The sequence below is a fragment of the Parabacteroides sp. HGS0025 genome, assembly GCF_000969845.1.
Classification (GTDB): domain Bacteria; phylum Bacteroidota; class Bacteroidia; order Bacteroidales; family Tannerellaceae; genus Parabacteroides; species Parabacteroides gordonii.
In genome coordinates this window covers 2,112,151-2,138,338 of record NZ_KQ033902.1, presented here as the reverse complement: position 1 = coordinate 2,138,338, position 26,188 = coordinate 2,112,151, and the positions used below count along the sequence as shown (strand labels likewise).

18 protein-coding genes are annotated in these 26,188 nt (G+C 45.7%); 8 read left to right on the top strand and 10 right to left on the bottom strand.

Annotated features, from left to right (window positions below):
* Positions 1-160: 160 nt before the first annotated feature.
* Genes HMPREF1212_RS27125 through HMPREF1212_RS08070 form a run of 3 tightly spaced genes read right to left on the bottom strand, consistent with a single transcriptional unit; the run spans position 161 to position 1,293 of the window.
* Entirely contained in the window at positions 161-328 is a 168-nt protein-coding gene (locus tag HMPREF1212_RS27125) for a hypothetical protein (protein ID WP_198293259.1), read from the bottom strand.
* Positions 329-350: 22 nt separating this feature from the next.
* Positions 351-815, bottom strand: a complete 465-nt coding sequence (locus HMPREF1212_RS08075) for a glucosaminidase domain-containing protein (protein WP_046149018.1) — start codon at positions 813-815, stop codon at positions 351-353.
* Positions 816-837: 22 nt separating this feature from the next.
* Entirely contained in the window at positions 838-1,293 is a 456-nt protein-coding gene (locus HMPREF1212_RS08070) for an HU family DNA-binding protein (RefSeq protein WP_028727365.1), read from the bottom strand.
* A 246-nt stretch (positions 1,294-1,539) separates the two neighbouring features.
* Here HMPREF1212_RS08070 and HMPREF1212_RS08065 point away from each other — a divergent pair, with 246 nt between their 5' ends.
* The 6 genes from HMPREF1212_RS08065 (at position 1,540) to HMPREF1212_RS08040 (ending at position 8,497) form a co-directional block, all read left to right on the top strand.
* Positions 1,540-1,764, top strand: a complete 225-nt coding sequence (locus tag HMPREF1212_RS08065) for a DUF4248 domain-containing protein (protein WP_028727364.1) — start codon at positions 1,540-1,542, stop codon at positions 1,762-1,764.
* Positions 1,765-1,799: 35 nt separating this feature from the next.
* Positions 1,800-4,121 carry a DUF3987 domain-containing protein gene (locus HMPREF1212_RS08060; RefSeq protein WP_046149017.1) on the top strand — a complete coding sequence of 774 codons (2,322 nt, stop codon included), beginning with the start codon at positions 1,800-1,802 and terminating at the stop codon, positions 4,119-4,121.
* Positions 4,122-4,528: 407 nt separating this feature from the next.
* On the top strand, positions 4,529-4,822 hold the full coding sequence (locus tag HMPREF1212_RS08055) for an HU family DNA-binding protein (protein WP_046150292.1): 294 nt from the start codon (positions 4,529-4,531) through the stop codon (positions 4,820-4,822).
* A gap of 2 nt (positions 4,823-4,824) precedes the next feature.
* A complete protein-coding gene (locus tag HMPREF1212_RS08050; RefSeq protein WP_198293258.1) occupies positions 4,825-7,629 on the top strand; it encodes a GLUG motif-containing protein in 2,805 nt (934 codons plus the stop codon).
* Between the two features lie 287 nt (positions 7,630-7,916).
* The gene (locus tag HMPREF1212_RS08045; protein ID WP_046149015.1) at positions 7,917-8,189 is read left to right on the top strand and encodes a hypothetical protein; all 273 of its coding nucleotides are present in this window, start codon (positions 7,917-7,919) and stop codon (positions 8,187-8,189) included.
* Positions 8,180-8,497 carry a type II toxin-antitoxin system RelE/ParE family toxin gene (locus HMPREF1212_RS08040; RefSeq protein WP_046149014.1) on the top strand — a complete coding sequence of 106 codons (318 nt, stop codon included), beginning with the start codon at positions 8,180-8,182 and terminating at the stop codon, positions 8,495-8,497. The genes HMPREF1212_RS08045 and HMPREF1212_RS08040 overlap by 10 nt, the downstream gene beginning before the upstream one ends.
* Before the next feature lie 7 nt (positions 8,498-8,504).
* On the opposite strand, the gene HMPREF1212_RS08035 is transcribed toward HMPREF1212_RS08040, so the two are convergent.
* Positions 8,505-8,999 (bottom strand): UpxY family transcription antiterminator, encoded by a 495-nt coding sequence (locus HMPREF1212_RS08035; protein WP_046149013.1) that lies wholly within the window; start codon positions 8,997-8,999, stop codon positions 8,505-8,507.
* A gap of 86 nt (positions 9,000-9,085) precedes the next feature.
* On the opposite strand from HMPREF1212_RS08035, the gene HMPREF1212_RS08030 reads away from it, so the two are divergent.
* Positions 9,086-10,408: a Gfo/Idh/MocA family protein gene (locus HMPREF1212_RS08030; RefSeq protein WP_046149012.1), complete on the top strand. Its 1,323-nt coding sequence runs from the start codon at positions 9,086-9,088 to the stop codon at positions 10,406-10,408.
* Between the two features lie 104 nt (positions 10,409-10,512).
* Positions 10,513-12,669: a sensor histidine kinase gene (locus HMPREF1212_RS08025; RefSeq protein ID WP_046149011.1), complete on the top strand. Its 2,157-nt coding sequence runs from the start codon at positions 10,513-10,515 to the stop codon at positions 12,667-12,669.
* A gap of 83 nt (positions 12,670-12,752) precedes the next feature.
* Here HMPREF1212_RS08025 and HMPREF1212_RS08020 read toward each other — a convergent pair whose 3' ends face one another.
* The 6 genes from HMPREF1212_RS08020 to HMPREF1212_RS07995 all read right to left on the bottom strand — a co-directional run bounded on the left by HMPREF1212_RS08020 (position 12,753) and on the right by HMPREF1212_RS07995 (position 26,091).
* Entirely contained in the window at positions 12,753-15,032 is a 2,280-nt protein-coding gene (locus tag HMPREF1212_RS08020; RefSeq protein WP_046149010.1) for a GH92 family glycosyl hydrolase, read from the bottom strand.
* Positions 15,033-15,044: 12 nt separating this feature from the next.
* A complete protein-coding gene (locus tag HMPREF1212_RS08015) occupies positions 15,045-17,393 on the bottom strand; it encodes a GH92 family glycosyl hydrolase (RefSeq protein ID WP_046149009.1) in 2,349 nt (782 codons plus the stop codon).
* A gap of 283 nt (positions 17,394-17,676) precedes the next feature.
* A complete protein-coding gene (locus tag HMPREF1212_RS08010; protein WP_046149008.1) occupies positions 17,677-19,908 on the bottom strand; it encodes a hypothetical protein in 2,232 nt (743 codons plus the stop codon).
* A gap of 90 nt (positions 19,909-19,998) precedes the next feature.
* Complete coding sequence (locus HMPREF1212_RS08005) at positions 19,999-20,724, bottom strand: DUF3823 domain-containing protein (protein ID WP_046149007.1); 726 nt, start codon at positions 20,722-20,724, stop codon at positions 19,999-20,001.
* A gap of 19 nt (positions 20,725-20,743) precedes the next feature.
* Positions 20,744-22,672, bottom strand: a complete 1,929-nt coding sequence (locus HMPREF1212_RS08000; protein WP_046149006.1) for a RagB/SusD family nutrient uptake outer membrane protein — start codon at positions 22,670-22,672, stop codon at positions 20,744-20,746.
* Between the two features lie 14 nt (positions 22,673-22,686).
* A complete protein-coding gene (locus tag HMPREF1212_RS07995; protein ID WP_082099849.1) occupies positions 22,687-26,091 on the bottom strand; it encodes a TonB-dependent receptor in 3,405 nt (1,134 codons plus the stop codon).
* Positions 26,092-26,188 lie beyond the last annotated feature (97 nt).

Sequence of the window (26,188 nt, the reverse complement as noted above, 5' to 3'; positions counted from 1 at the left end):
TTTATATTGAAAAATAACCCGCCAAAGGTAGCATAAAGTACCACGATTTCCAAATCATCCCCCCTTCCCTCCCGCCCTAAACGACAAAACCCGCTGCCCGCAGCCGTCCGTAGGGGGACAGCCGCAAGCAGCGGGAATACATCGCTATCTGATACGTATCCTAAGGGATAGTTTCAAACAAAGGATCAGCCCTCGCCGAAGCAGGCGGCACAGGACGCGGATAAAACTCGGCAATGTCGGGTGTTTCATCATCGGGCACAGGTTTAAAGTGAAACAAAAAGTTAAGCAAAGCAAGAATGAACTGAAGAATTTTTTTGAGTTTTGTCATGGGATATAAAAGTTTAGAGTTCCTAAATCATTACCACAATCGCCCGGATCGTCCGTTCGATGCTGACGAGGCTGCGGCGGTAGGTTTCGCGGTCGTCGCCATTGAGTTCGCTGATGTAAGGGCTGTAAGCGATCTCTTTGGCGTAGGCCGGCATGTCGTTGCTGACCGACCAGGCGGAACGATACCCGTCGCGGATCAGGCGGGCGAAGTCGAGGAAAGAGTTTTCGCGCGTGTCGTACCGGCGGAAATCCATCGAATAACCGGTCGCCTTCACGGTCGTTTTTCCGCCGTGCCAATACGCATTACCGGCACCATAGGCAGTCAGGCCGAAGAAGTTGTTATACTTTCTCGACAAGTCGCTGGTACCCCAGCCACTCTCGAAAGCCGCCTGCGAAAGGATAGCCATCGGGTTCATGTTGAAAGCAGCCCCCGCAGACACAGCCGCCTGCAGGGAGTCTTTTACAAAAGAAATTTGTTGTGCCGTCATAGCATTCAGTATTAAAAGTTTACTACTCGATTACAGGGCGGTCGTCTTCACCTCCGCCACCACCGCCGTCGGCAGAAGGGCCGGCTTCGGTGGCGATGCGCTCGAAGCTCACCTTGTTCAGAATATCCTTCAACTCCACGCTCGGACGAAACACGATGCGCGGTTTGCGGATCATGGAGGCCTTGAACTCTTCCGCCGTAGCCGCCCCCGAACTACCGACATTCACCTGGAAACGTCCGAAATCCCCCATCTGCACGATCTCGCCGCGAAGCAGGGAATCTTTCAGGACAAACAGCAAACCATCTATCACCAGGTGCACATCCCCCGGCGAAGCCGTGGAATAAGCGGCGATAGCCTGGCACATCTGCTTGTAGGCCAATGTCCCGTTGTTATTGACTGATGCATAAATCTTCTGTGCCCCCTCGGGAGCATCTTTCGACAGGTCTTTACGCTTGACCAGTTTGTACCTTACTGACATAATTTTAAATTTAAGGGTTAGTGTTTCGTATAACGTAATCCGGTTAAAGAAGAGGCCTCGTTCTTGATTACATTACAAATATACGACACGCCAAGCCCCCGCGGCGGACATAATCCGGTGAAGTCCGGCAGCGTCCGGTATTCACGGGTGAAAAGAGTTATAAAACCTGATTTTCATAGCGTATATATTTGTTTATCTCATTCTTTTTCCTTACCTTACGAGTACTAAATCAATACAAAAACGATCATGGAAGAAAAGACGAATTACTCCCGTGTATGGGCTTTTTACGAACTGGCCCTCTGTTATTTCCCCGAATCGACGCCCAAGGTGGCGAGCGAACGGCTTACAAGATGGATCAGGCTCTCGGGGAACCTGAAAGAGAAACTGATCGCCCTGGACTGGAAACCGGGACAAAAACTACTCACCCCCCGGCAGGCCATGTGCATCGTCGGCCACCTGGGAGAACCCTGACAACAAACAATGTGTAACCGACAATTTACAACAGTATGGAAAATAAAGAACAACATTTCTCATGGTACAGCAACGTTTACAGTATCAGGGAAGAAAAGAGAATGACGCTCATACAGATTTATGAGCTGATCAAGAGCGGTAAGCTCATGTTCATCACCAAAGAGATCAGACGGCTCACGGCCGAAGGTCGGCATAAGGAAGCCCGCCGGATGAAGATGCAGCTCCCCGCCTTCGTAGTCGCCGCCCTTTTCCCGGAAGAACGGAAAACGGAACAGGCCGGCCCCTACACCGGCTATGTGCTGGTGGACGTGGACGGGATGAAGGCGCCGGCTACCGACTATCTGGAACGGTGCAAGGCGTTCCCCTGGCTCGCACTGGCGTATGTCAGTACACGGGGATGCGGCGTGCACCTGATTTTCCAGGTGACGAACGGGGCGGAACAACATGCCGCTGTCTGCCGTGCGCTACAGGATATGGTGGAAACAACGCTGGGAGAAGAGGTAGACCGGGGATGTACGGATCTGGTGCGGACAAGCCTGGTTTGCTGGGATGCGGAATGTTATTTCAATCCCGGCGCAGAAGGGTTTACTTTGGAGAGGAAAAGTGATTGTTGTCCAACTACTAATCAGACAACGGAAGCGGAACGGCTCGATAGGTATCTCGACCGGGTGGATATGGGGAACAGTTGGGTGAAAGGGCAACGCCACGGGTTATTGGTTAGTCTTGCATTTTGCCTGAACCGTGCCGGGTTCGACCAACGGATCGTGGAAAGCGAATGCCTGCGCCGCTATGCGGAGCCCGATTTCGATGCAAAGGAAATTACAAAAACCATCGCCTCCGTCTACACCCGTGCACAGGCCGAACACGGAGCGAACCGGTGCGAAAAACCGTTCGTCTTCCCCGAAAAGTATGCCACTTCTGCCAACTCTGCCAATAGATACGCAAAAAACGATACGCTCCCGGCGGAAGAAACGGATAACATTACTAACGAAGACTTTACCAGCCACCTTCCCCGCTTCGACAAGGTTGTCTTCGAGTTCCTCCCCGCCCTTCTGCGCGACATGATACGTCCCGGCATCACAGGCGAGGAATTCGACATGGCACTGGTCGGTGCACTGACCATGTTATCTACAGTAACCCCCAACGTGTACGGGCAATACCACGGGCGTTACACGGCTCCTCCCCTCTATCTCTATGTCGTGGCACAGGCGGGCTCCGGCAAAGGAATACTCAACACCATGCGCCCCGCCATCAGCGTCTGGCAAAATTATATCTACAACCAATCGAACAAACGGGTGAAAGAGTACGAAAAAAAGGATCAAAACTACCTCATAGCCGTGGCACAAGCCAAGCGCAAAGGTACTCCCCTCACCATCGATCCTCCCACCGTGGTGCGCCAGATAAACCTGAACATCCCCGGCAGCATCACCCAGGCCAAACTGACCGAGGTGCTCGCCGGCAACCTCCATTATCCGGGGCTGATGCACGAGTCGGAGATCGGTGTCCTGACCGATGCCAACAGCCAGGATTACGGTAAGTATACCAATATGCTCAACAAGATCGCCCACCAGGAAGAGATCGGACGCGACTCGGTGGCCAATAAATACCAGTACTGCGAAAAGCCCCTGATGGGGTTGTTACTCTCCGGTACGTTCGGACAGTTCTTCAAATTCATCCCTTCCGCCGACGACGGGTTGTTCAGCCGCTTCCTGGCCTACACCATTGACAAGCCGGTGGAATGGAAAAACCTGACCGACGAAGACGATAAGCAGTCCACCGGAAAATACTACCCCGATCTCGGGCAACGCATACTCCGTGCCGGCCTTTTCCTGGATCAGAACGCTACGTTCGTACATTACACCAAGCAGCAGCGCGACCGCATGAATGCCCGTTTCCGCCGTCTCACGGAAAAAGCGCAGCTGTATGGCGACAACGAACGCCAGGGTATCGTGAACCGCCTCGGACATGCTCACTTCCGTATCTGTATGACACTCACCGCCCTACGCAAAGTAGAGCAACAATGCACACAGGAGAATATGCTTATTTCAGACATCGACTTCAACAATGCGATGGAGTTCATACTCGTTTTCCACGAACATATCCTAAGCCTGAGTACGCGCTTGAAGAAAGAGGGTGAATGTCCTCCGGCTACGAACCCGAATATCTACGAGCAGATCTTCAACGAGCTGCCCGACGAATTCCGCACTGCCGATATGACTCTCCGCGCTACGTCGCACGGGATAGCTCCGCGCACGTCGGCACGACGTTTGAAGATCTGGCTCGACAAAGAGCTAATATTCAAATTATCAGCGGGTAAGTATATCAAAAAGAAGCAGCCGGAAGCGGGTAACCAATAAAAATGTACCTACTGGCAGACTTGGCAGAAGTGGCATACTTTGCACAAAAAACGGGTACTTTTCAACGAAAAAACTTACCCGTTTTTGTGAGAAACCGCAAGTATTTTCAAATAAAGACTTAAGTATTTTAATTATTAATACCCGGTAAGTTTAAAAATCAAAGCTAATAGACGATTTTTAGCCTCAAAATAAATGACTAATTTAAACGTTCCTTTAAATCGTCCACAAAGTTACAGGTTAATTTTTAATAACCAAAGCAATCTTAGACAAACTTTGATTTTCATGTTTTTCTTTATATATCAACACTTTTCACGATTTTCTTCTTCACTTTTTTACACAAACTGAATTTCGCACATACCCCCTCAAAAAATGACTAATTTAAAGGAACGTTTTTTCTAGTCATGCTTATGAATAAACAACAATTAATCAACGACTTAGCTCTAAAGACAGGGCAAACGAAGTCAACCTCTCAAAAGATGCTTCAGGCATTAATGGAAATCATCACCGATCAGTTACGCTGTGGTGACGAAATCCACTTATACGGTTTTGCCGTCATTTCAAGATGGCATCAATCCGAACGCCCGGCGCGCAACCCCAAAACGGGTGCCCCTCATGTCATTCCCGAACGTTTCTCCGTAAAGTTGAAACCGGGAAAACAGTTACTCGATGAATTAAATAATCCTCAAACTAAAAATAAATGATGATGAAAAAGTCTTTACACCTTATCTCAATTCGCCTGTTAATAACGATTATCCTCTGCTCCCTATCCAAAGGAGTATCGGCACAAGATAGCCCAACGCAAACGTGGGAAGACCTGGCTGAAGCACCAAGCGGGTGGAGTACCGCTTCAACAGAAATCAACATATCTTCCACTGAAGAATTAGCCTGGGTAGCCAAAATGGTTAATGACGATACAGATACAGGAGATGGCAACAAAAAAGGATTTGAAGGAGTAACGATCAATCTTACGGCTGATCTGGATTTGGCAGGGCATCTCTGGATACCGATAGGAGAAAAAGGAAAAGATACCAGATATACCAGACCTTTCAAAGGTGCTTTTGAAGGAAACAATAATACAATATCGAATATAAAGATTGTCTCCGATGGCTCTGCAGGGCTCTTCGGACAAATAGATCATACAACAATAAAGAATATCAAGTTAATAAACTGCTTTATCGAAAAAAGGAGTAGTACCTATACACCCGATAAAAACATTTATGCCGGATGCATAGCCGGTGCAAGCTTTTCCTCTACAATTGAAAATTGTCACGCAGAAGGGGCAATCAACTATAAAGGAGAGTCCGCAGTGTATGTAGGAGGTATAACTGGTAAAAATGCATCAGAAGACGACACACAAGCAATCATTAAAGACTGTAGTTTTGACGGGGAGTTCGATTACAATCTCGAGCTTACTGAGTTTGGAGGAATAAAAACCGGTTGGATTGGTGGAATAGCCGGAACGAATAATGCTTCCACACAAACAGAGGGTACTATCATAAACTGTCATGCAAAAATAACTGCCAAAGTAATTCAAGGAGCAGTTGGGGGTATTACAACATCAAGCAGGGGTGTAATAAAAGACTGCATCACAGAAGGGGATATAAATGTAACATTGGAAGGAACTATGGGTATTGGCGGAATTGTCTCGGATAATTCAAAACCTTTACATTCAAATCCAACCTATACAATTGAGAATTGTAAATCTTCCTGTAATATAAATTTAGCATATAAAGTAAATAAAGTACTGAGCAATAATAGTTATTATGCTAAAGTCGGAGGTATTGCGGGTTCTCACGGCATGAGAACACCTCCTATTACTAACTGTACTACATCCGGAACAATTTCTGTAGAATTAGTAACGGATCAACCCCTAGAAACAGATCTAAAAGACAATATATGTATAGCTGGAGGTATCGTAGGATACAGTCAAGCGTCAATTCAGAATTGCGAAACATCAGCCGAAGTTTCAGCTATCACAAATATACCTGCCACAGAAGCATACGCTGCAGGTATTGCAGGTATTATTATGTATGGGCCTATAAGTAATTGTGTAGCATCAGGTATTATTACAACTAAAGGAGCAGCCTGTTATGGTGGTGGAATTGCAGGGCAATGCTCTAATACTATTCAAAACAGTTTTTCTACCGCTAATATTATTTCTTATGGGAATAATAACTCCATTGGTGGTATTGCAGGATACAATACACATTATATTCAGGATTGTTATTCAACAGGAGATATTACTTCTTCCGGAGAAACGAGTAATGTAGGCGGAATTGCAGGAGTCAACGAAAAAGAAGTTCTGAATTGTTTCGCCACAGGTAAGGTAGAAGCTATCGCTATCAATGCCCAAACCAAAAGTGGCTCGGAAGGGTATGTTGGCGGTATTGTCGGAATGAATCAAAACTCTGTAAAAAACTGTTTGGCTCTTAATCTCGCAGGTATCGCAAACTATACAACTACTACCGGCCGTATCATCGGTAATAATGACGGGTCGACAACGACTACAGGTAATATGGCTCACCCCGAAATACCGGGAGAATGGGATGCTCAAACTGAGACAAATGGTTCCGATTGGAATTATCTTACTATACCTTTCAATCCTGCCGATGCCTGGGACTTAACAGACAATACCCAACTCCCTAAACTAAAAAAGATCAACGATGACGGAAATTACAGCGAAATGGTCGCTAATCAGCCGAACATACCTTTACATACTCTGCAAAGTTTCACCATCACATTCGATACGCCCGAAAACGGAACCCTGACAGTTAATCAGGAAAATAATACTCCCATATCATCAGGAGATAAAGTATTAGGCGGTACAAAATTGACTATTACGGCCGAAGCGTCGGAAGGCTATCAGGTAAACGAGTTACTCGTCAACAGTACACCTTTCACATCAGGTGACGTGCTGACAGTTTCATCCAATATAGATATCGCAGTAACCATCACTAAAAAACCGGAACCTACCCCCGACCCTGATCCCGATCCTACTCCAAAGCCCGATCCCGATCCGACCCCGACAGTATACCATATCGTCACCCTCCCGCAAATAGAAGGTGCAACAACCGACCCTGTTGCCGGAGAATACGAAGTAGAAGCCTGGAGCAGCTTCCGTTTCTACCTCACACTGGATGAAGCATACAGCCAATCCTCCCCCATCGTCACGACCGACCGGAGCGAAACAATCACCCCACGTTCAAGCGACGGCGCATACATCATCAAATATGTACGCCAGCCGATCGCCATCAGCATCGACGGCATCATAAAGAACCCCGACCCCGTAGCCAACGAAAAGATAGATGCAAACAGCCCAAAGGTTTGGACAAAAGACTCCTACCTCCACCTCCAAACCCCGCAGCCCGAAACGGTCTTCATCTACACCTTCAACGGCACTTTGCTGAAAAAGCTCACCAACCTATCCGGCAACAAAACACTCTGGCTCCCCCAAGGCAATTACATCGTTCTGATTGGAAAGGAACGGTTTAAGGTACAGGTGAAATAAACAATAAACAAAAAGCCGCAAAAGAAATTTAATCTTTTGCGGCTTTTATATTACTAAATAACTCTTTAGTCCATTCAAATACAAATCAATAAAACAATCTGGTAGCTACAAGGTAATTACAATGTGAGTATTTTATGGGGCTTTGCCTTGTTCTTAAAGTACAGCTAAAAAAGTAATATGAAGTTTGATACAATACAAATACAAGAATAATTGAAAACAATTTCTATCTTTGTAATACTATTGATCAAATAGATAGGACTAGTATAAACCTTAAAAAGCAAAATAAAATGGATACAAATATGAGACTGGATGCAGATAAGATAGAATTAGCGAAAGCAATCCTCTCTATTACAAGCAAAGATATTTTGGATAAGGTCAAAAGCCGGTTGACAGATATTCTGGATTTTCATGAAAAGGAAGAAGAACTTACTCCATATACGTTGGAAGAACTCCATGCACGCATCGACCATTCTATTACGGAATTAGATGCCGGAAAAGGTATTCCCAGCAGCGAAGTATTTCATAAGATGGAACAAAAATACCCCTGGCTATGCAAGTAATTTGGTCTCCTGACGCAGAAAAAGAGCTTGACGACCTTGTGGAATATTGCCTTATTACATTTGGAAAAAGGACAGCAAGCAATGTTTATCAGCAAATCAAGCATTACGATACACTTTTGGCTCAAAACCCTTTGATGGGGAAACATGAAATTTTATTAGAGAAATATCCGCAAGGATTTCGCAGTATTGTAGAACACAGTCATTATAAACTCATTTACTTTATCGACAAACAAAACAATATAATTAATATCGTTGATATTTGGGATACACGCCGCGCTCCCGAAAGCTTAGTTGAAAGGCTGAAGTAAATCCTTATCACTTCAACCTATTCACCCTAGCCACATCCGTCAGCTTCACGCAAACCGTTGCGCCCAACTGTTCCAGATAAAGCATGAGGTGGTTCTTCTTTATCTTCTTGATCTTTCCTGATACATGCCGCATAGCACCGGTAAGGATTTCAACCTCTTCACCTGCACAAAGCTCATGCTCGGCAGCCTGCTCCAAAAACTCTTTGATGGCATCCACCTCCACCTGGCGGACAATAGCCGGCTTCTGGTTGTAAAAGACAATCCGGATAACGCCATACACCTTTAGCAAGTCGCGCAAAACGGTATCTGTACACCTGACGAACACATACGAACTGAACAAAGGTATTTCAACGATCTTCACACGGTCTGACCATACACGTGGAGTACGGTGCAAAGGTAGCCAGCATTCTACTCCCAACATATCGATTCGCTCTTTTACCTGCTTTTCTGCACGCGGAGCCGTATATAAAACATACCAGTTAGTATCTTGAGTGGTTATCATTGGTAATTTTTTTAATTCAGGGCACAAATATAGAACTATTTTTCGTATTATTGCAAAGCTGTTCGCGAACACATAATTTAAATACCATGAATAGAAGAAATTTTTTACAAAAGTCCGCATTATCTGCTGCCGGACTTGGTTTATCGCCGTTATTCGGCCATGCTTATGAAACGGTCTACGGACAAACTGCCCCTAGCAACAAAGTAAAAGTAGCCCTGATCGGATGCCGTTCGATGGGTTTCTCCAACCTGAGTAATTTCCTGAAATACCCGGAAGTGGAATGTGTCGCCCTCTGCGACATAGACGACGAGTGGCTGAACAAACGGGCTGCCGATGTGGAGAAAAGCACCGGAAAGAAGGTGAAGCACCTGTATAAAGACTGGCGCAAAGTAATCGACAACAAAGATATCGACGCCGTGATCATCGGTACCCCCGACCACTGGCACTGCCTTCCTACCATATATGCCTGCCAGGCAGGGAAAGATGTATATGTGGAAAAACCGCTTTCCAACACCATCGAAGAGTGTGACCTGATGGAGAAAGCCGCCCGCAAATACAACCGTATCGTACAGGTAGGCCAATGGCAACGCAGCGACCCGCACTGGGACGAAGCCGCCAACTACCTGAAAGCAGGCAATATCGGCCGTATCCGTACGGTAAAAGTCTGGGCTTACCAGGACAGCAAACCTACCCTACCCATCATACCCGACAGCCCGGTTCCTGCCGGAGTGGATTATGATATGTGGCTGGGTCCGGCACCGAAACGTCCGTTCAACACCTACCGTTTCCATTATAATTTCCGTTTCTTCTGGGATTATGCCGGCGGGTTGATGTCCGACTGGGGCGTGCACCTGCTGGATTATGCATTGGAAGGAATGAATGCCGACCTGCCGAGCCGCGTATTCTCCGGTGGTGGCAAGTTCGCTTATCCCGACGATGCTATGGAGACACCCGATACCCTGATGGCTACCTACGCCTATAAGGATTTCAATATTATCTGGGATCATGCCTGCGGTATCAACCACGGCCCGTTCGACAAGAAAGAAGGACTGGCCTTCTTCGGTGAAAACGGTACGCTGGTACTTACCCGTGCAGGATGGGAAGTCCTTCCCGTCATGGTCGGGAAAGAGGCGCGCATGGAAGCCATACCTTTCAAAAAAGGCGAAGGCAAAGGGTTGTACAACCATGTCGGCAATTTCCTGAGTTGCATCAAGAGCCGCGAATTACCCAACGCGGATATAGCCATCGGCGCTCGTGTAGCCAAAATGTCTCACCTGGCAAATATTTCATGCCGCCTGCAACGCGAAGTGCGCTGGGACGACGCCAACAGCCTGTTTGTCGGTGATAATGAAGCGACTGCGCTATCAAAGGCCTATTATCGGGCTCCCTGGGAATTACCTAAAATTTAAACAAGACAATCATTATTCGAAGGAAAGCTTAGAACATCTTTGAAAATCAAATTTTATATGTACTTTTGTTCCCATACAACAAACAATAAACTTCATATACCGATATGGGTAGCGTATATGCTAATTATTCGAGAGAAGATCTGATCCGTGAAATAGAAATGTTGAAGGCCGAAGACTCCTCCGTCAATGTAGAAAAGACATATAAAAACCGTATGCTGACGAATGCCATTGCACTACGGAAAACTTTTTCGGATGTTCTGGCTTTACTGATGAGACCGGGACAGAAGCATCTTATAGACCAGTCCCTCTTGGTTATCCTGAAGTTCTTCGATGTCGACAGGGTATATATCGGGAATTTTGAAGAGAATAAACCGACATTTAACTTCACGCATGAAGTGACCTGCCAAGGTATTATCTCCATGCGTGAAGATATTCTGACGGAAATGCCTCAGGAAGACTTTCCCTGGTGGATAAAAACAATCAGGGAAGGTACGGATATCATTATCAATGATATTGACTATATGCCGGCAGAAGCTGTTGCCGAACAAAATATATTGCGGGTGCAAAATATAGTCTCCCTACTGGCCATACCTATTTTCCACGAGGGGGCGACAAATAGTTTTATCGGCCTTGACTGTGTAAGGCAGAAAAGGACGTGGACTGCCCTGGATATAGAAAACCTGCGGATACTGACAGATATCATCTCGATCGCCATCGAACGCGAAATGGCTCACGGGATGATGGAGCACTCGATGAAACAGGTGTTGAAGAGTGAAGCCAAGTTCCAGATCATCTTCGACAAATTGCCGTGGGGAGTAGAACTTTACGACGAAAACGGCTATCTGCTGGATATCAACAATGCCGACCTGCAGATATTCGGGACGACACACGACCAGGTGCTCGGAATTAACACCTTTGAGAATCCGAACATCCCCGACTGGGTAAACGAAAAACTGAAAAAAGGGGAAGATGTGTCTTTCCTGCTGGATTACAATTTCAGTAAAGTTACGGAGACTGAGTTTTACACGTCGACGGTAACCGAACAGGTCAAACACCTGCGGGTGAAAGGGGTTGTCCTGAAAGATCCCCAAAACGTTATCATGGGTTTCATCTTTATCGTCTTCGATGACACCGAAAACTACCATAAGACAGAGGAGATACAATACAGCCTTGCCAAGTTAAAGGCCGCAGTCGATACCGGCGAGTCAGTTATATGGGAATACGATGTAGCCATCGATAAGCTGACTACCGACTTCAGCCTGAACGATAAGATACAGGACACTTCTTTCCTTAATTACCTGAAAGAGGACAGATTCGGTTCCATAAACGACTTTATGGAGACATTGCATCCGGACGACTATCCGATTGTTTATGAAAAGAAATTCAAACGGCTTATCAATGGGGAAATCGACAAGTACACGGCTGTGTACCGCAGGATATTCGACGATAAGGTGTACTGGCTCAACTCCAATGTGCGTGCCTACAAATATTTTGAAGATGGAAAACCCAGCAAGATAATAAGCTATACTTCCAACATCACCGACCAGCGCGAGAAAGAGCTGGAGCTGCTGAAGGTGAAGGAAGCGGACAAGCTGAAGTCGGCTTTCCTGGCTAATATGAGCCATGAAATACGTACGCCGCTGAATGCGATCGTCGGTTTCTCGGATCTGGTGGCCGAGACGGACGATCCCGAAGACAAACAGGTTTATCTCGATATCATCCATAAGAACAATGATTTGCTTCTTAATCTTATCGGCGACATCCTCGACTTCTCAAAGATTGAATCGGGCATGTTGAAATATAATATAGAGGAGGTCAATATCAGGGAACTATGTATGGAGGTTTACCTGGGAGGCACGCTGAAAGTAAAGCCGGAAGTAAAACTGATTTTCGACAGGAGCCAGCCGACCGTCACTCTCAGGACAGATCCCCAGCGGGTCACGCAGGTGATTGCCAACTTTGTCAATAATGCGATCAAATTTACGGACAAGGGAAGCATCACTATCTTTTACGAAATAAAGAAAGATAGAGTGAAAGTCTGTGTGCAGGACACCGGGATCGGTATTTCCGAAAGCAACAGGGAGCGCGTATTCGAACGTTTCATCAAGATCAACGACTTCCATCAAGGCACGGGCTTAGGACTGACTATCAGTAAAACGATCATTGAATATCTGGGTGGGTCTATCGGGGTGGACTCCGTAGAAGGCAAAGGTTCCACTTTCTGGTTTACTTTACCTTTAAATTATAACGGGGCTTATTAGGATATGACATCCTGATCCCCTGTTTCATAAAATAAGAAAGCCGGTTGATTTCTCAACCGGCTTTCTTGTTATTATAGCTCTGATCATTGCGGCATCGGAGCGGCAGAAGGAGGAGGCGTTCCTACCCCCCATGCTTTATTGGCTCTCGGGCCCATTTCAAGTTCAAGCAAACCGCCCTGGGCGATATCGCTATGCTGGAACCAGGGTTGGTTCAGGACTTTGCCGTTCAAACGGGCAGACTGTACGTATTTGTTCTCTTCAGAAGCATTGTTCGCTTTCACCTCGAAGGTATTGCCATTGCCCAGGTCGATCTTCACATCGGTAAATACCGGGCTACCTATATTATATGTAGGCGAACCGGGAGTCACCGGATAAAATCCCATCTGACTGAATACTACGAAAGCAGACATACCGCCACCGTCTTCATCACCCGGCACACCCATCAGGTCGTTACGGAACCATTGGTTCAACAGCGTACGGATACGTTTCTGCGTTTTCCAGGGCTGACCGGCATAATTATATAGGTACGGGATATGCAAGCTCGGCTCATTGGCCATAGAGAACATACCTACATTACCTGTATGGTCGGGCAGGAAGGAATAGAATTGCCACTTGGACATTCCCAACGGCTCATTGAACATAGAATCGAGAGCAGACGTAAAGACTTTATCACCACCGATCATAGAGATCAGGTCGCCGATGTTATGCTGTACGTCCCAACGGTAGATATATCCGTTGTTCTCGTCGTAATAGTCGCGTGCACCCAGGCCACCGTCGTAGCGGTAATCCATCGGTTCGATGAACTTGCCGTCTTTATCCTTCGGATGGAAGAAGCGGGTGTCGGGGTTGAACAGGTTGCGGTAGTTGTACGACTCACGCAGGTAATGTTTGGCTTCGTCTTCCTTACCCAGTTCGGCTGCGATCTGTGAAAGGCACCATTGGTCGTAAGCCGTACCCAATGTTACGGCTACCGGCTGGCGTTTTTCCCAGATAGAGACATTTTCCACTGTTTCCTTTTCGCCGGGTTTCAAAGCCGGGATATAACCGTGTTCCTTGTAGAAATCATCCAACCATCCGGCAGGTTTAGCCGACCAGGGGATCAATGTTTTCTCTTCGATACCTTTCTTCGATGCGATATAAGCTTTTTCCAGGTCGAAGCCGCGTACGCCTTTCTTCCAGGCATCGATCACGGTAGCAACGGCATGGTTGGAGTTCATACGGCGGGAGTCGCCGGTCACTTCGGGGAAGGTCGGCATCCAGTTCGTACCCATCTGTTCGGCCATCAGCAGGAAGGAGTGGATGATATTGCTTTCTTCCTCATTGTCGATCAGGATGCGCAGCGGATGAGTGGCACGATACGTGTCCCAGATCCAGTCGTCGGTATAGAACGGACGGCCACCGTCTTCGTGTATCTTTCCGTCGAAGGCGCTGTAATAGCGGCCGTCTTCACTCAGGTTAACCGGACGTTCGTAGCAACGGTACAGGGAAGTATAGAATACGGTCTTATCGTCGTCGGTTCCCCCTTGTGTCTGTATCTTGCCGAGGGCATCGTTCCAGTCGTTACGGGCGATCTTGGCAACGACATCGACATCGTAGGCTGCTATCTCGCGTTCCAGGTTCTTCTTCGCCTGTTCTTCACTGATGAAGGAGATACCGTAACGGACGCCGAGTTGCTTCACATCGCTACCGTAAGCCATCACCAGAGCGGCATCTTTTCCTTCCACAGAAGTTTCACCGTACTTCACGGTGTTGTCTGCCAACACGCCGCATTGCTGCGGAGCTTTGTCGGTTTCGGCATACAAGTAGACTTTTGTCTTACGGTCTACGAACTGGTAACCGCTGATGTTCTTGCCATCACTCTTCAGCTGTCCGTTGCGGCTGTTGAATACCAGATACGCCGGGCCTTGTCCTTCAAAAGTGATACTATAAACCGCACTCTGGTGAGAGGGGGCATAGTCTACATCGATATTGTTGTCGTCCAGATATACCTGGTAACGGTACGGATGGATCTTCTCATGATCGTAGCTGTAGTTGATAACCGGCTTCAGTCCGGCTTCTTCCCCCTGATACGGGCTCAGGTTGAAGGCGGAGCTTCCGCGGTGGCTGGTCACGATGATAGGCAACCCGCTCAACATGTCACCCGTAAAGTCGGCACGCTCCGGATAAACACGGAGCATGCTGTTAGGTAAATGTATCGTCGGATAGGTAGGCACCAGCAGGTGACTGATATTTCCCATGTAGGGATTCACATAGTCTACCGGGCTTTTCTGCGGGGAAGTACCTCCCCCGGCTGTACAGGAAGCCAGCAGAAAAGCGGAAGCCAGCAGGGCTACACCTGTTTTTATTTTCTTGTTAACGTTCATATACCTGTATGTTTATTTCTTTTTTGACTTAGCGGCCGGAACCAGTTTCTTAAAGTTCTCGTCGTTGACAGAGAAGGAATAAGGAAGATCTTCCGGATTAACGCCTCTGCTGAGGTTAGGCTTGTCACCCATCTTGATATCGAGCACGCCGCCTTTCAGCAGTTCGTTATGGTCGAGATAGTTCTTGGTGTAGTTCACGCCATTGAACGACATCGACTCGATATAGATATTCTTGTCGCTGTTTTCAGGGGCATTGATCACCAGGTTCTTTCCGTTTTCGAAATGCAAGGTCGCTTTCTTGAACAGCGGAGCACCCAGCACATACTGTGTCGTTCCCGGAGCTACCGGATAGAAACCGAGGGCTGAGAATACATACCAGGCTGAAGTCTGGCCGTTGTCCTCGTCACCGCAATAGCCGTCGGGGGTCGGAGTGTACATTTTATTCATTACATCGCGTACCCAGTACTGCGCTTTCCAAGGTTCTCCGGCATAGTTGTACATGTAGATCATATGCTGGATCGGCTGGTTACCGTGTGCATAGTTACCCATGTTCATGATCTGCATTTCGCGGATTTCGTGGATCACCTGTCCGTAGTAGCTGTCGTCGAACAATGGCGGAACGGCAAATACAGAGTCGAGCATCATAACGAAAGAGTCCTTACCGCCCATCAGGTCGATCAATCCCTGCGGATCATGGAACACAGACCAGGTATAATGCCAGCTGTTACCTTCCGTAAAGGCATCCCCCCATTTCAGCGGAGAGAACGGTGACTGGAACGTACCGTCGGCATTCTTTCCACGCATCAATTTGGATTCTTTATCGTAGAGGTTCTTATAGTTCATGGCACGTTTGGCATACAGTTCGAGCTCTTTCTTCGGACGTCCCAGCTCTTTTGCGATCTGGTAGATACACCAGTCGTTGTAAGCATATTCGAGCGTACGGGCTGCATTTTCATGTATCTTCACATCGTAAGGTACATAACCCAACTTGTTGTAGTATTCGTGTCCCAAACGGCCGGTAGACGAAACGGTAGGATGTACGTTTTCTGTTCCGTGGATCAGGCCTTTATACATGGTTTCCAGATCGTCCACTTTCACTCCTTTCATATAGGCATCTACCAGAACGGAAGCCGAGTTGTTACCTACCATGCAACCACGGTGGCCCGGACTTGCCCATTCGGGGAAGAAGCCGCTTTCTTTATATGTATTGATCAATCCTTCCTGCATTTCCTTGTTCATAGACGGGAACATCAGGTTCAGGAACGGGAACAGGGCACGGAAAGTATCCCAGAAACCAGTATCGGTAAACATATAACCGGGCAGTACTTCGCCGTTGTACGGGCTGTAATGAACTACATTGCCTGCTGCGTCGATTTCATAGAATTTACGCGGGAAAAGCAGGGCGCGGTACATACAGGAATAGAACGTACGATACTGATCCAGCGTACCTCCTTCCACCTCGATCTTACCCAACACGTCGTTCCAGGCTTGTTTGCCTTTTGTCACCAGTGTTTCGAAAGAATCGTTACCCAGTTCCTTCATATTTACGGCAGCCTGGTCGAAGCTGATAAAGGAAGAGGCTACTTTGGCATGGACGATCTCGCCTTTCTTTGTCTTGAAACCGATTACGGCTCCCACATGCTTGTCGGTCTGTTCCTTTGCCCCTTCTTTCAAAGAGTTATCGGCAAAAGTAGCTTCGTAAGTGAAAGGTTTGTCAAATTCTATGATGAAATAGTTCTTGAAGTTTTCAGGAACACCTCCGCTATTCTTTGTAGAATAACCGATGATCTTGTTTTCTTCCGGTATCACCTTAATATATGAGCCATTATCGAGTGCATCGACTACGATGTAAGAATGGTCGTTTTCGGGGAAAGTGAAACGGAACAGGGCGGCACGGTCGGTCGGAGTCAACTCTGTGATCACATCGTGGTCGGCCAGGTATGCTTTATAGTAATAAGGTTTTACCACTTCGCTCTTATGCGAGAACCAGCTGGCACGCTTGTCCTGGTCGAACTCAGGAGCACCTACTACCGGCATGATGGCAAACTGTCCGTAATCGTTGATCCACGGGCTGGGCTGGTGGGTTTGCTTGAACCCTCTGATCTTATTCGCAGTATATACATACTGCCATCCGTCTCCCATCTTTCCCGTCTGGGGAGTCCAGAAGTTCATACCCCACGGACGGGCGATGGCAGGATATGTATTTCCTGTTGACAACTCAAAAGAAGATTGAGTTCCCATCAGGGGCATTGCATACTCTACCGGATCGAATGCTTCATTCCCGGAAGCGGCCATAGCAGGTTTCCCGACACAGGCCAGCATAGCGGCCAAAGCGAAAACCCATACACTTTTTCTTTTCATGATTTAGTTTTTATTTGGTTGAATAACTAATTATACTCATTGATTATTATCAGTACAAAGATAACCAGATTTTTATAGCAGAAGTACACAATTTAAATTAATTGCAGGCGACTACTTCTGAATAAGTGATAACGCCTTTCCTCCCCATGCGGGGAGAAAAGGCGTTATCACTTATTCAGAAAGAAGATCGTCACATACGTATATGTATGCCAACCACTTACGTATGTAGGAGATGGCCACGTACGTATGTAGACGGTAGTCAGGCAGTATGTAGCTGGCATGGTTACCAAACAAAGGAAACAGAGATACCTGCCGGATCGTTCTCGAACTTAAGCAAACAGGTTTTACTTGCTTCGTCCCATTCCGATACCGCTCCAGCGAGAGCCTGGCCGTTTGTATCTGACACAGAGACTTTTTCCGGTTTCTCCGGCAATAACACGCGCATCACATTGGTGGTATTAACCGGGCTTTTGGCAATAAAGGAATAGGCCTTTTTACCGGCTTTTTCTTCATACACACGAGCTGCTCCACAAAGTACCTGCGGCTTGTCCTGATCCGGCACACGGCCGATATTGACAAGGAAAGCCTGTTCGCCCGGTTGAACGGTCTTTTCGTTTAGTACCGGTAGTTCGGGATCGAAGAGGTCGATCAACTTCCCTTTCACGGTATATGGTTCATTGCTGATCATGCCTTCATCCAGCACGGCTACCAGGTCATAAAAGCCTCTTTCCAGATAGAAGCAGTTCTTATACTGAAGATTTCCTGCTTTCGCTTTTTCTTCAAATAAGCGCTGTACCGTAGCAACATATTCTTTATCGGCATTCGCTTTCAAGACAAATTCTTTCGGATCCTGGCGGATGATACAGACTGTTCCTTTCCCGTAAGTATATTCACCTTCTTTGGCATCTTTATCTATCCCCATCAGGCTGAACAAGTGTTGTGAGGGTGTTTTATACTTTTCCGTATCCTGGTTCCACCACTCCTGTACCGACTGGAAGGGATCGGTATCGCGGGTGCTGTAAACCAATACGCCACCGTTCTTAACCCATTCGGCAATATATTGATGTGTTTCCTTCTCCAACGGTTTCATATTGGAATAGGTCATCAGCAATACTTTCGTGTTCTTCCAGGTTTCCGGATAAGAGACATTTTCCAGATGCAGCAGATGTACGGGAACCCCTCGTTTCAGGAATGGCAACGCCTGTCCGTAAAAGTTAGACAACTGCGGGTCATCATAACCGGCAACCGGCTGGGGGGCACGCTGGAACATCAACGAGTTGGCCATTAATACGCTTATACCGGAAGAACCGGAAACCTTATTGTCGGACAATGGCATATTATTCAGCGAATTGATCATCACCTGCATCTGTGTGGAATAGAAACGGGGGATGCGTGCTTTTTCTTCGCTGTTGGCACTTGTACGGTACAGGCCTTCGTAAATGCGATCCGGCCAGGGCATTACTTCGTAGTTGTTATTGTTGGGATACAACAACTTCGCGGTGAAGGTTGCCTGGTAGTTCTTCTTATAGTCAGCCCAGTCGCGAGGCCAGTCCTCAATCGGGTCGGTCAGGAAAAAAACCTTACGGCCTGTCGGAGCCGTCATCGATTCCATACAGCCATATTCAAGGAAAGCCGTTTCAAAGACACGTTCTTTCGCTACTCCGTTGAAATAGTTCGGTTCGCGCGACGTACCTGTCCACACCTGGGCGATATACCCGTCCACACAAGGCAGAGAGGCCAGGCTTGCTTCGGGGCTGACGATCTGCCATTGCGAATAGTTCACCAGCGAATGGGTGGGAACATAACAACGGACATCCATTCCTTTACTTTTACCGTATTCCTTGGCATAGGTAAAACATTCGTTCAATGCACGGTAATACAGATGGTATTTCAGTTTATTGGAAAGGTAGGTATTCTCTGCCGACTCATGCTGCGGACGCCAGTCGAAACCGTAATATTCTTTCCACTCCCGTTTAAAGGCATCACTATAACCGCCACGGGCCCAGAACTCCGGTTCTTCCAAATAAATGGCATCGATACCGGCATCTATCACTCTCTTTATATGCTGTTCCTGCATATACTTGATGAAATTCTTCGAAGGGACAATATAGGGAACCATGTGACCATGCCAGATCGTATCTCCTTTCATCGTTACCTGTCCTTCATCCAGATGCCATTTGCCATCCCATTGGCCGGTAAAATAATCCTGATATTCTCCCCAGGCAATGCCCGTCATAAAATGGGTAGTGTAGCCTTTATCACGCCAGCTTTGTACGCGTTGTTCGAAAGTTAATCCCGAACGTTTCTCGGAAGGGTTCCCCCCCACTCCATAAACGATGGAAACATCAGCCCGCACATCGGTAGTCGGTTTCCAGGGTTGTCCGGTTTGAAAGGCGGTTTTTTCCCGTCGCTCGGCAGGAGTTGTTTCTGTCCCCTTTTGCCCGGTCAGGCAGGAGGTGGTTAACAGGGAAAAGGCCATACAACTCAATACTAGTTTTTCTACATTTGTCTTCATGATTTAAAATTTACTGTTCGATATAAAAAGGGCACCCTAAATGTATGAATTATTCAGATAAGGTGCCCTAAAAAAATTACATTAGTCTATTTATGGGATTTGAATGGTTATCATTTCCGTATAATTGTAGCGTCTGCTACCTTCTATCTCCTTATCCATACGGGCACCGACTCTGAAATGATAGGTAAAGCCAGACTGCAAAGCTGTCTTGGTTGTCAGTGTTACTGTTGTCCCTAACATTGCACTGGCATTATCACCGTCAATATAGACAGAATAACGGTCGTCTTTATTATTTTCACCTACATAAGGAGCTCCGGCAACAACGAAGAAACGGACATCCGAAACTTTCTGCTGATACTCCGGATTAGTTGTTCCCCGTTTGATCGTGGCCTTTACTGTTACGGTTTTATCTGCATTGATCACAGGTTCGCCTACCCAATCAACATTCAGGAACGGCTCTACCTCGAACTTCAGATCCAACGTTCCTTTTACCTGATGTATTTCCTCAGGAACCGGAACGAAAGCTCCCATAACAGTAATACCATATTCACCGGCAAAGATCTTTTCATTCTTAAAATCACCCTCCTGCATACCACCGAAGTAGTAAGGTGTAGGACTTTCACTCCAGCTGTACTCCATCAGTTTAATGCGAACACCGCCTTCACCGACTTCCGTCTGTACAGGTTTCTGTGTATTCTTATCAATTACAACACCTTTAATAGTTTCTTTAGGTTCTTCGTAATTATCAAATTTAGTACATGCATTGCTCGTCAGGAGTAACAGAGCCATTGAAAAATAATATACTATCTTTTTCATCTTATTTCTCTATATTAAATTAATAACCTGGATTCTGCGTAAGACCGCTCTTGGTAACTTCGTCGTTAGGCACTTCGTTGTAATACCATCTTTCGTCGAAAGTAAAGCGTTTGTTCTGATCGTCCGGTCTGGCATCAAAGAACCATTTATTTGCTTTTTCAGCATAGAATGCAAACAATGATCTGTAACGCGTAGAGTTTTGTTCTTTATGAGCAGTTCTCCAACGCCTCATATCCCACCAAACTTTATTTTCGAAGCTGAGTTCTTTACGTCTTTCTATGCGGACTGCCTCTTTAGTCAATTCATTCTTATTGGTCAGTAATGTTGCACCAGCCCGTTCACGAACTTCATTGATACACTCGTAGGCATCCTTCAGATAATCTACACCGCTTTCACCTTCTTCATATAGTTCGTAAGCAGCTTCTGCACGGTTCAATAGTATTTCTGCATAACGCAGTTCCAGCCAAGACTGATCCGAACGTCTTTCCATCACCAGTTCGGCCGGCATATCCGGATTGATCCATTTACGAACTACAAAACCGGCAATAGCACCTTCACCCGAGTTAAAGAAACTTCCGCTTCTACCACTGGCATTCATCTTTTCACCATTCGGCAAAACATGAACTGTCTGGTTATCCGCACTCTGGGAACTAACGAATAGGTTTTTGCAGTTTGTATCATTCTCATATTTCTCGGCAGGATCGTCATCTTTTTGTAAACGGGGAATGCCATTTGTTACATCACCGGTATAAATACCACGCCAAAGTTCAACCTGTTCGCCTTTCAAATCATCTCCCGGCAAGATAACGATTGCCCTTAAACGAGGTTCAGCCTCTGCAAAAAGATCCATCGTATTATCAAACAGCTTATAAGTTCCATCTGCATTCAATACATCGATCTGGCCTTTCTCATTCTTAGGATAACCTCCGAACATTTCAACAAAACTTAATGTAGGGCTTGTCGAAGCTGTCCAACCATTTGTACGGAACTGACGCGGGATATTATAAGCATCATACCCATGTACAGATTCAGGATAGCTGTATTGACGAATAAAAATATTCTCACTGCTATTCTCTGCAAAGAACATGTCCACATAGTTCTGATACTGTGCTTCCTTGTCGTCAGCTTTCCAACCATCTTTATACAAAGAATATTTACCTTTTAATAATAAAGCAGCTTCATAACTCTTCTTAAAATACTCTTTGGCTTTTTCTTTGGGGACACCGCAAACGCGAATGCTATTATCAGTATTGTCTCTCTTATCGACCTCATTGTACTTTGCGATGGAACCGGCAAACAACATTGCTCTTGACTTAAAACCGGCAGCCACATACTTATTTGCACGACCTTTCTGATTGCTTTCCGGTAATAACCTATAAGCCTCGTCGAAGTCTTTTTCCATCTGATCATAAACAGCTTCTTCTGAAGAACGCTGAATCTTCATATCCTCAACCGATTCATCCGGATAGTTAAGTACTCTATTCACAATAGGGACACCGCCATAACGTTTCGCCAATGCATGATAAGTAAGAGCACGCATGAAATAAGCCTCTCCCGTCCATGTATCTACTTGATCCTGGGAGAAATTAGAAGCATATTTAGGTAATGTTTCCAGAAAATAATTAATCTCACGGATCAGCTTGTATGCATCGTTCCATATCTGGTTCGATTCGGTAGCTGCTCCACCAATATCACGGTTTAAAGCCTCACCTGTCATACCGAAAGTAGACTGGAAAGCATAGGAATTATTAAATCCACGTGTATGAGAATAGCGGAAGTCTTCAATAAATGAATTACTATATAATCTCGACAAATAACTCTTCACCCCATTTTCCGAAGCAAAAATATCGTCATTCTGAACTATATTCAAAGGCGGTATATCCAAATCCATACATGAAGGCATACCACAAGCTAACGCCAGTAATAATATATATTTTGATACTTTCATAACTTTAGAATAGATTAAAATTTAACATTTGCACCTACCGAGAACGTTCTGTTCAGAGGATACATATTGCCATAACTATCTTCCGGATGTTCCGGGTCAATCTCTACACCTTTTATAGTGAACAAATTATAAGCATTCACATATAGGCGGAGATTTTTAATACCTACTTTAGATATCCATCTTTGCGGCATTGTATAACCGATTTCCGCACTCTTCAAACGAAGATAACTTGCATTGTGGAAATTGAAACGGGAATTCTCGTCTGCAATCGATCCGGTGTAACCATACTTACCGGATATCCATGAAGTAGAAGGATCATAGGGGTTTGCGGTAGGATCGGCAGGATGCCATCTATCCATGAAATAATCCAGTGCATTAGACAGGTCGTTACCCCACATCGGTTCACGCAATTGTTCAATATATCTTACATAACTCATACCGGCTCCCTGGAACAACAGGTTAAGATCGAAGCCTTTATAATCGGCACCAACATTCAAACTGAAGTTGATCATCGGACGACCGCTGTATCCGATCGGATGTACGTCATGGTCAGTGATCTGTCCGTCACCATCCCAATCCAGATAAATATAATCACCCGGCAGCACATTCTTATCCGCATAAATCGGGCTATTCAGGATCTGATCGTATGAACCGTAACGTCCGCCATCGCCTCTACCCCATTTGATATCATTATAACGATCGTTTCCGTTGTTTCTCCAGTTTTCATACGAGTTTCCGGCACGACCACGTTCCTGGTAAGTCGTTTTTGTACGTGTGAAGGAGAAAATACCTTTTAGATTGTAACCAACTTCACCTACTCTGTTTCTATGACTAAGTTCTAATTCTACACCCTGTGTAAAGTCACCATTCAAGTTTTCCTGAGGCAGATCAGCGCCTACAACACCGGGAAGACTCAGGTTTCTTGTTGCAAGCAAGCCTGTTCTGTCACGGGTAAAGTAATCAGCAGAGATACCCAACAGACCGTTCCAGGCTTCCAGATCAATACCCAAGTTCAATGTTTTGGAAATATACCATGTAATATACGGATTGGTAATACCTTTATTCTGAGCACCGGAAACAAAAGTTCCATCAAAAACAGTACCACTTGAATTCTGACCGTCAAAGCCATTACCCGGATATAGATAGCCGTTTACAAACTGATAGTTGGAAGCACGATCGTCTCCCATCTTACCATAGGAAGCACGTAGTTTTGCATTGCTGACGAATGAGAGTTTGGATTCTTTCCAGAAGTTTTCTTCAGAAATACGCCATCCGACAGATGCAGAAGGGAAAAATCCCCATTGTCCGCCTGTTCCGAATTTGGAAGAACCGTCATAACGAAAACTAAACTCGGCCAAGTATTTAGACATATAATCATATCCGAACTTACCTACCAAACCCAGGTTAGCTTCTTTATATAAATCGCGTCTTGCCGGATCATCGACATCATAACCTGTACTCATATTTGCTTCCTGGTTTTCACTGTTACCCGCAAAGAGTTGGTCTAAAGCAAGTGACAATTCTCTTTGTGCAAAGAAGTTGTCGCCATTCCTCTTACTTCCTTCCAACAGAACCAGACCGCTAACATTATGCTTTTCATCAAAAGTACGATTATAGTTTAATGCTACCTGATAAAGCAATGCCTCTTTCGTATAATGCTCGCGACGGAACTTACTTGTTCCAACACGCGGATTAACCATATAAGTATCAGAAGCTTCATCATAGGTATACTGATTGTAGCTCTTTTCATAAAGGCTGTTGTCTGCTATTTGATAATCATAACTAAACATCACTTTCGCTTTCAGTCCGTCGATGTAAGGGACATCATAGGTTGCATCTGCCGAAGTCTGGAACCATTTATTATTATACTTTTTATAACCGACCTGGTCTGCATCCATCATAGCCACAGGGTTATCACCTTCAATCCATCCATTCATCAGATATTCCGGATTATTGTTAGCGTAGATCGGCTGCGTAGCCGGAGCACGCTGGAAAGCACGGATAATCCAATCCGAATTCTGATAAGGTTGGTTTTTCTCATCCATAATACCGCTCATATTCAGAGAGACAGTCAAGCGGTCAGTCAGTTTACTGGTAATATTGGAACGGACATTGAAACGGTCGTAATCCAAACTCTTGCTTTTCAGGAATGATTCCTGGTACAAATAACCTGTACTGATATAGAAGTTTATCTTTTCATTACCACCTGTAGCATTCAACGTATGCTGGGTCTGAGGTGCTAATGTACGCATACAGGCATCCCACCAATCTGTCCCCTGCATGTCGCCATTACGGTATGCATCAATTTGTTCCTGCGTATATGGACGAACACCGCCTTCCAGATTATGCATAGCCTTTTCATTCTTCAACACCATCCAGTCGGCAGCACTAGCACTTTTGGGTGAGCCGGTAGGATTCTGCCAGCCTACATTTCCGGAATATTCCAGTTCCAGAGATCCTTCTTTACCTTTCTTTGTTGTAATCAGCACAACACCGTTTGCTGCACGTACACCATAGATAGCGGCAGAAGCATCTTTCAGAACCGACAAAGATTCGATATCATTTGCGTCCAGGCGAGACATATTATCACGGGGCACACCATCAATGATGATCAACGGATTCCCCATACCACGGATATCAAATGTATTATTGAAAGAACCCGGTTCGGAAGATTTCTGAACGACACGTACCCCGGGAACCTTACCCGTCAGCATATTTTGTGCATTTTCGTTCTTGGTAGTAATGATATCATCACTTTTAATAGCAGAAACAGCTCCCGTCAAAGTTACTTTCTTTTGAGTACCATATCCCACTACAACCACTTCATCCAAAGCCTGGGTGTCTTCAGTCAATATAACATTAATCACAGACTGATTTCCCAGAGGCAACTCTTTTGTCAGATAACCTATGTAAGAAATCGACAGAGTCGAACCAGTCGTCACATCCAAAGAATAGTTACCATCGATATCGGTAACAGTTCCGTTAGTCGAACCCTTCACCATCACATTTGCACCAATAATCGGTTCACCAGACTGATCCGTAACCACACCAGATACTTTTTTACCCTGTTGTACGACAGGAAGCATCGCATTCTTCGTCAATATAATATAGTCATTTTCAAAAGCGTATCTGACATTTGAACCGTCAAATACTTCTTTCAGGTACTGCGAAACCGCTTTTTTACCGGTTTTCACAGAAATGGCCTCATTTATATTCACTTCATTTTTACTATATACAAACAGATAGTCCGTTTGTTTTTCAATTTGATCGATCAAGTTGCCGATCGTTAAATTACTTCCATTGATATTCACTTTTGCATTTTGCGAACTCGTTTTTGCCGCAAAAGAAGAGAATACGCAAAGGAAAAGGAGGAAGGCTGAAATTCTCATAATGCTTAGAAATTTCGGTTCTTTTTTCATAACTTTGCTTCGTTTACTTGTTAATACTTAATTTATTTAGTGTTAGCAGCGGTCGATGGATGCGGGAACATCCATCGACCGCTTTTTATATAAAAAG

Excerpts from the sequence above, each read along its gene's own strand:
- HMPREF1212_RS27125 (WP_198293259.1), bottom strand. The coding sequence starts at position 328 with ATGACAAAACTCAAAAAAATTCTTCAGTTCATTCTTGCTTTGCTTAAC.
- HMPREF1212_RS08075 (WP_046149018.1), bottom strand. The coding sequence starts at position 815 with ATGACGGCACAACAAATTTCTTTTGTAAAAGACTCCCTGCAGGCGGCT.
- HMPREF1212_RS08070 (WP_028727365.1), bottom strand. The coding sequence starts at position 1,293 with ATGTCAGTAAGGTACAAACTGGTCAAGCGTAAAGACCTGTCGAAAGAT.
- HMPREF1212_RS08065 (WP_028727364.1), top strand. The coding sequence starts at position 1,540 with ATGGAAGAAAAGACGAATTACTCCCGTGTATGGGCTTTTTACGAACTG.
- HMPREF1212_RS08060 (WP_046149017.1), top strand. The coding sequence starts at position 1,800 with ATGGAAAATAAAGAACAACATTTCTCATGGTACAGCAACGTTTACAGT.
- HMPREF1212_RS08055 (WP_046150292.1), top strand. The coding sequence starts at position 4,529 with ATGAATAAACAACAATTAATCAACGACTTAGCTCTAAAGACAGGGCAA.
- HMPREF1212_RS08050 (WP_198293258.1), top strand. The coding sequence starts at position 4,825 with ATGAAAAAGTCTTTACACCTTATCTCAATTCGCCTGTTAATAACGATT.
- HMPREF1212_RS08045 (WP_046149015.1), top strand. The coding sequence starts at position 7,917 with ATGGATACAAATATGAGACTGGATGCAGATAAGATAGAATTAGCGAAA.
- HMPREF1212_RS08040 (WP_046149014.1), top strand. The coding sequence starts at position 8,180 with ATGCAAGTAATTTGGTCTCCTGACGCAGAAAAAGAGCTTGACGACCTT.
- HMPREF1212_RS08035 (WP_046149013.1), bottom strand. The coding sequence starts at position 8,999 with ATGATAACCACTCAAGATACTAACTGGTATGTTTTATATACGGCTCCG.
- HMPREF1212_RS08030 (WP_046149012.1), top strand. The coding sequence starts at position 9,086 with ATGAATAGAAGAAATTTTTTACAAAAGTCCGCATTATCTGCTGCCGGA.
- HMPREF1212_RS08025 (WP_046149011.1), top strand. The coding sequence starts at position 10,513 with ATGGGTAGCGTATATGCTAATTATTCGAGAGAAGATCTGATCCGTGAA.
- HMPREF1212_RS08020 (WP_046149010.1), bottom strand. The coding sequence starts at position 15,032 with ATGAACGTTAACAAGAAAATAAAAACAGGTGTAGCCCTGCTGGCTTCC.
- HMPREF1212_RS08015 (WP_046149009.1), bottom strand. The coding sequence starts at position 17,393 with ATGAAAAGAAAAAGTGTATGGGTTTTCGCTTTGGCCGCTATGCTGGCC.
- HMPREF1212_RS08010 (WP_046149008.1), bottom strand. The coding sequence starts at position 19,908 with ATGAAGACAAATGTAGAAAAACTAGTATTGAGTTGTATGGCCTTTTCC.
- HMPREF1212_RS08005 (WP_046149007.1), bottom strand. The coding sequence starts at position 20,724 with ATGAAAAAGATAGTATATTATTTTTCAATGGCTCTGTTACTCCTGACG.
- HMPREF1212_RS08000 (WP_046149006.1), bottom strand. The coding sequence starts at position 22,672 with ATGAAAGTATCAAAATATATATTATTACTGGCGTTAGCTTGTGGTATG.
- HMPREF1212_RS07995 (WP_082099849.1), bottom strand. The coding sequence starts at position 26,091 with ATGAAAAAAGAACCGAAATTTCTAAGCATTATGAGAATTTCAGCCTTC.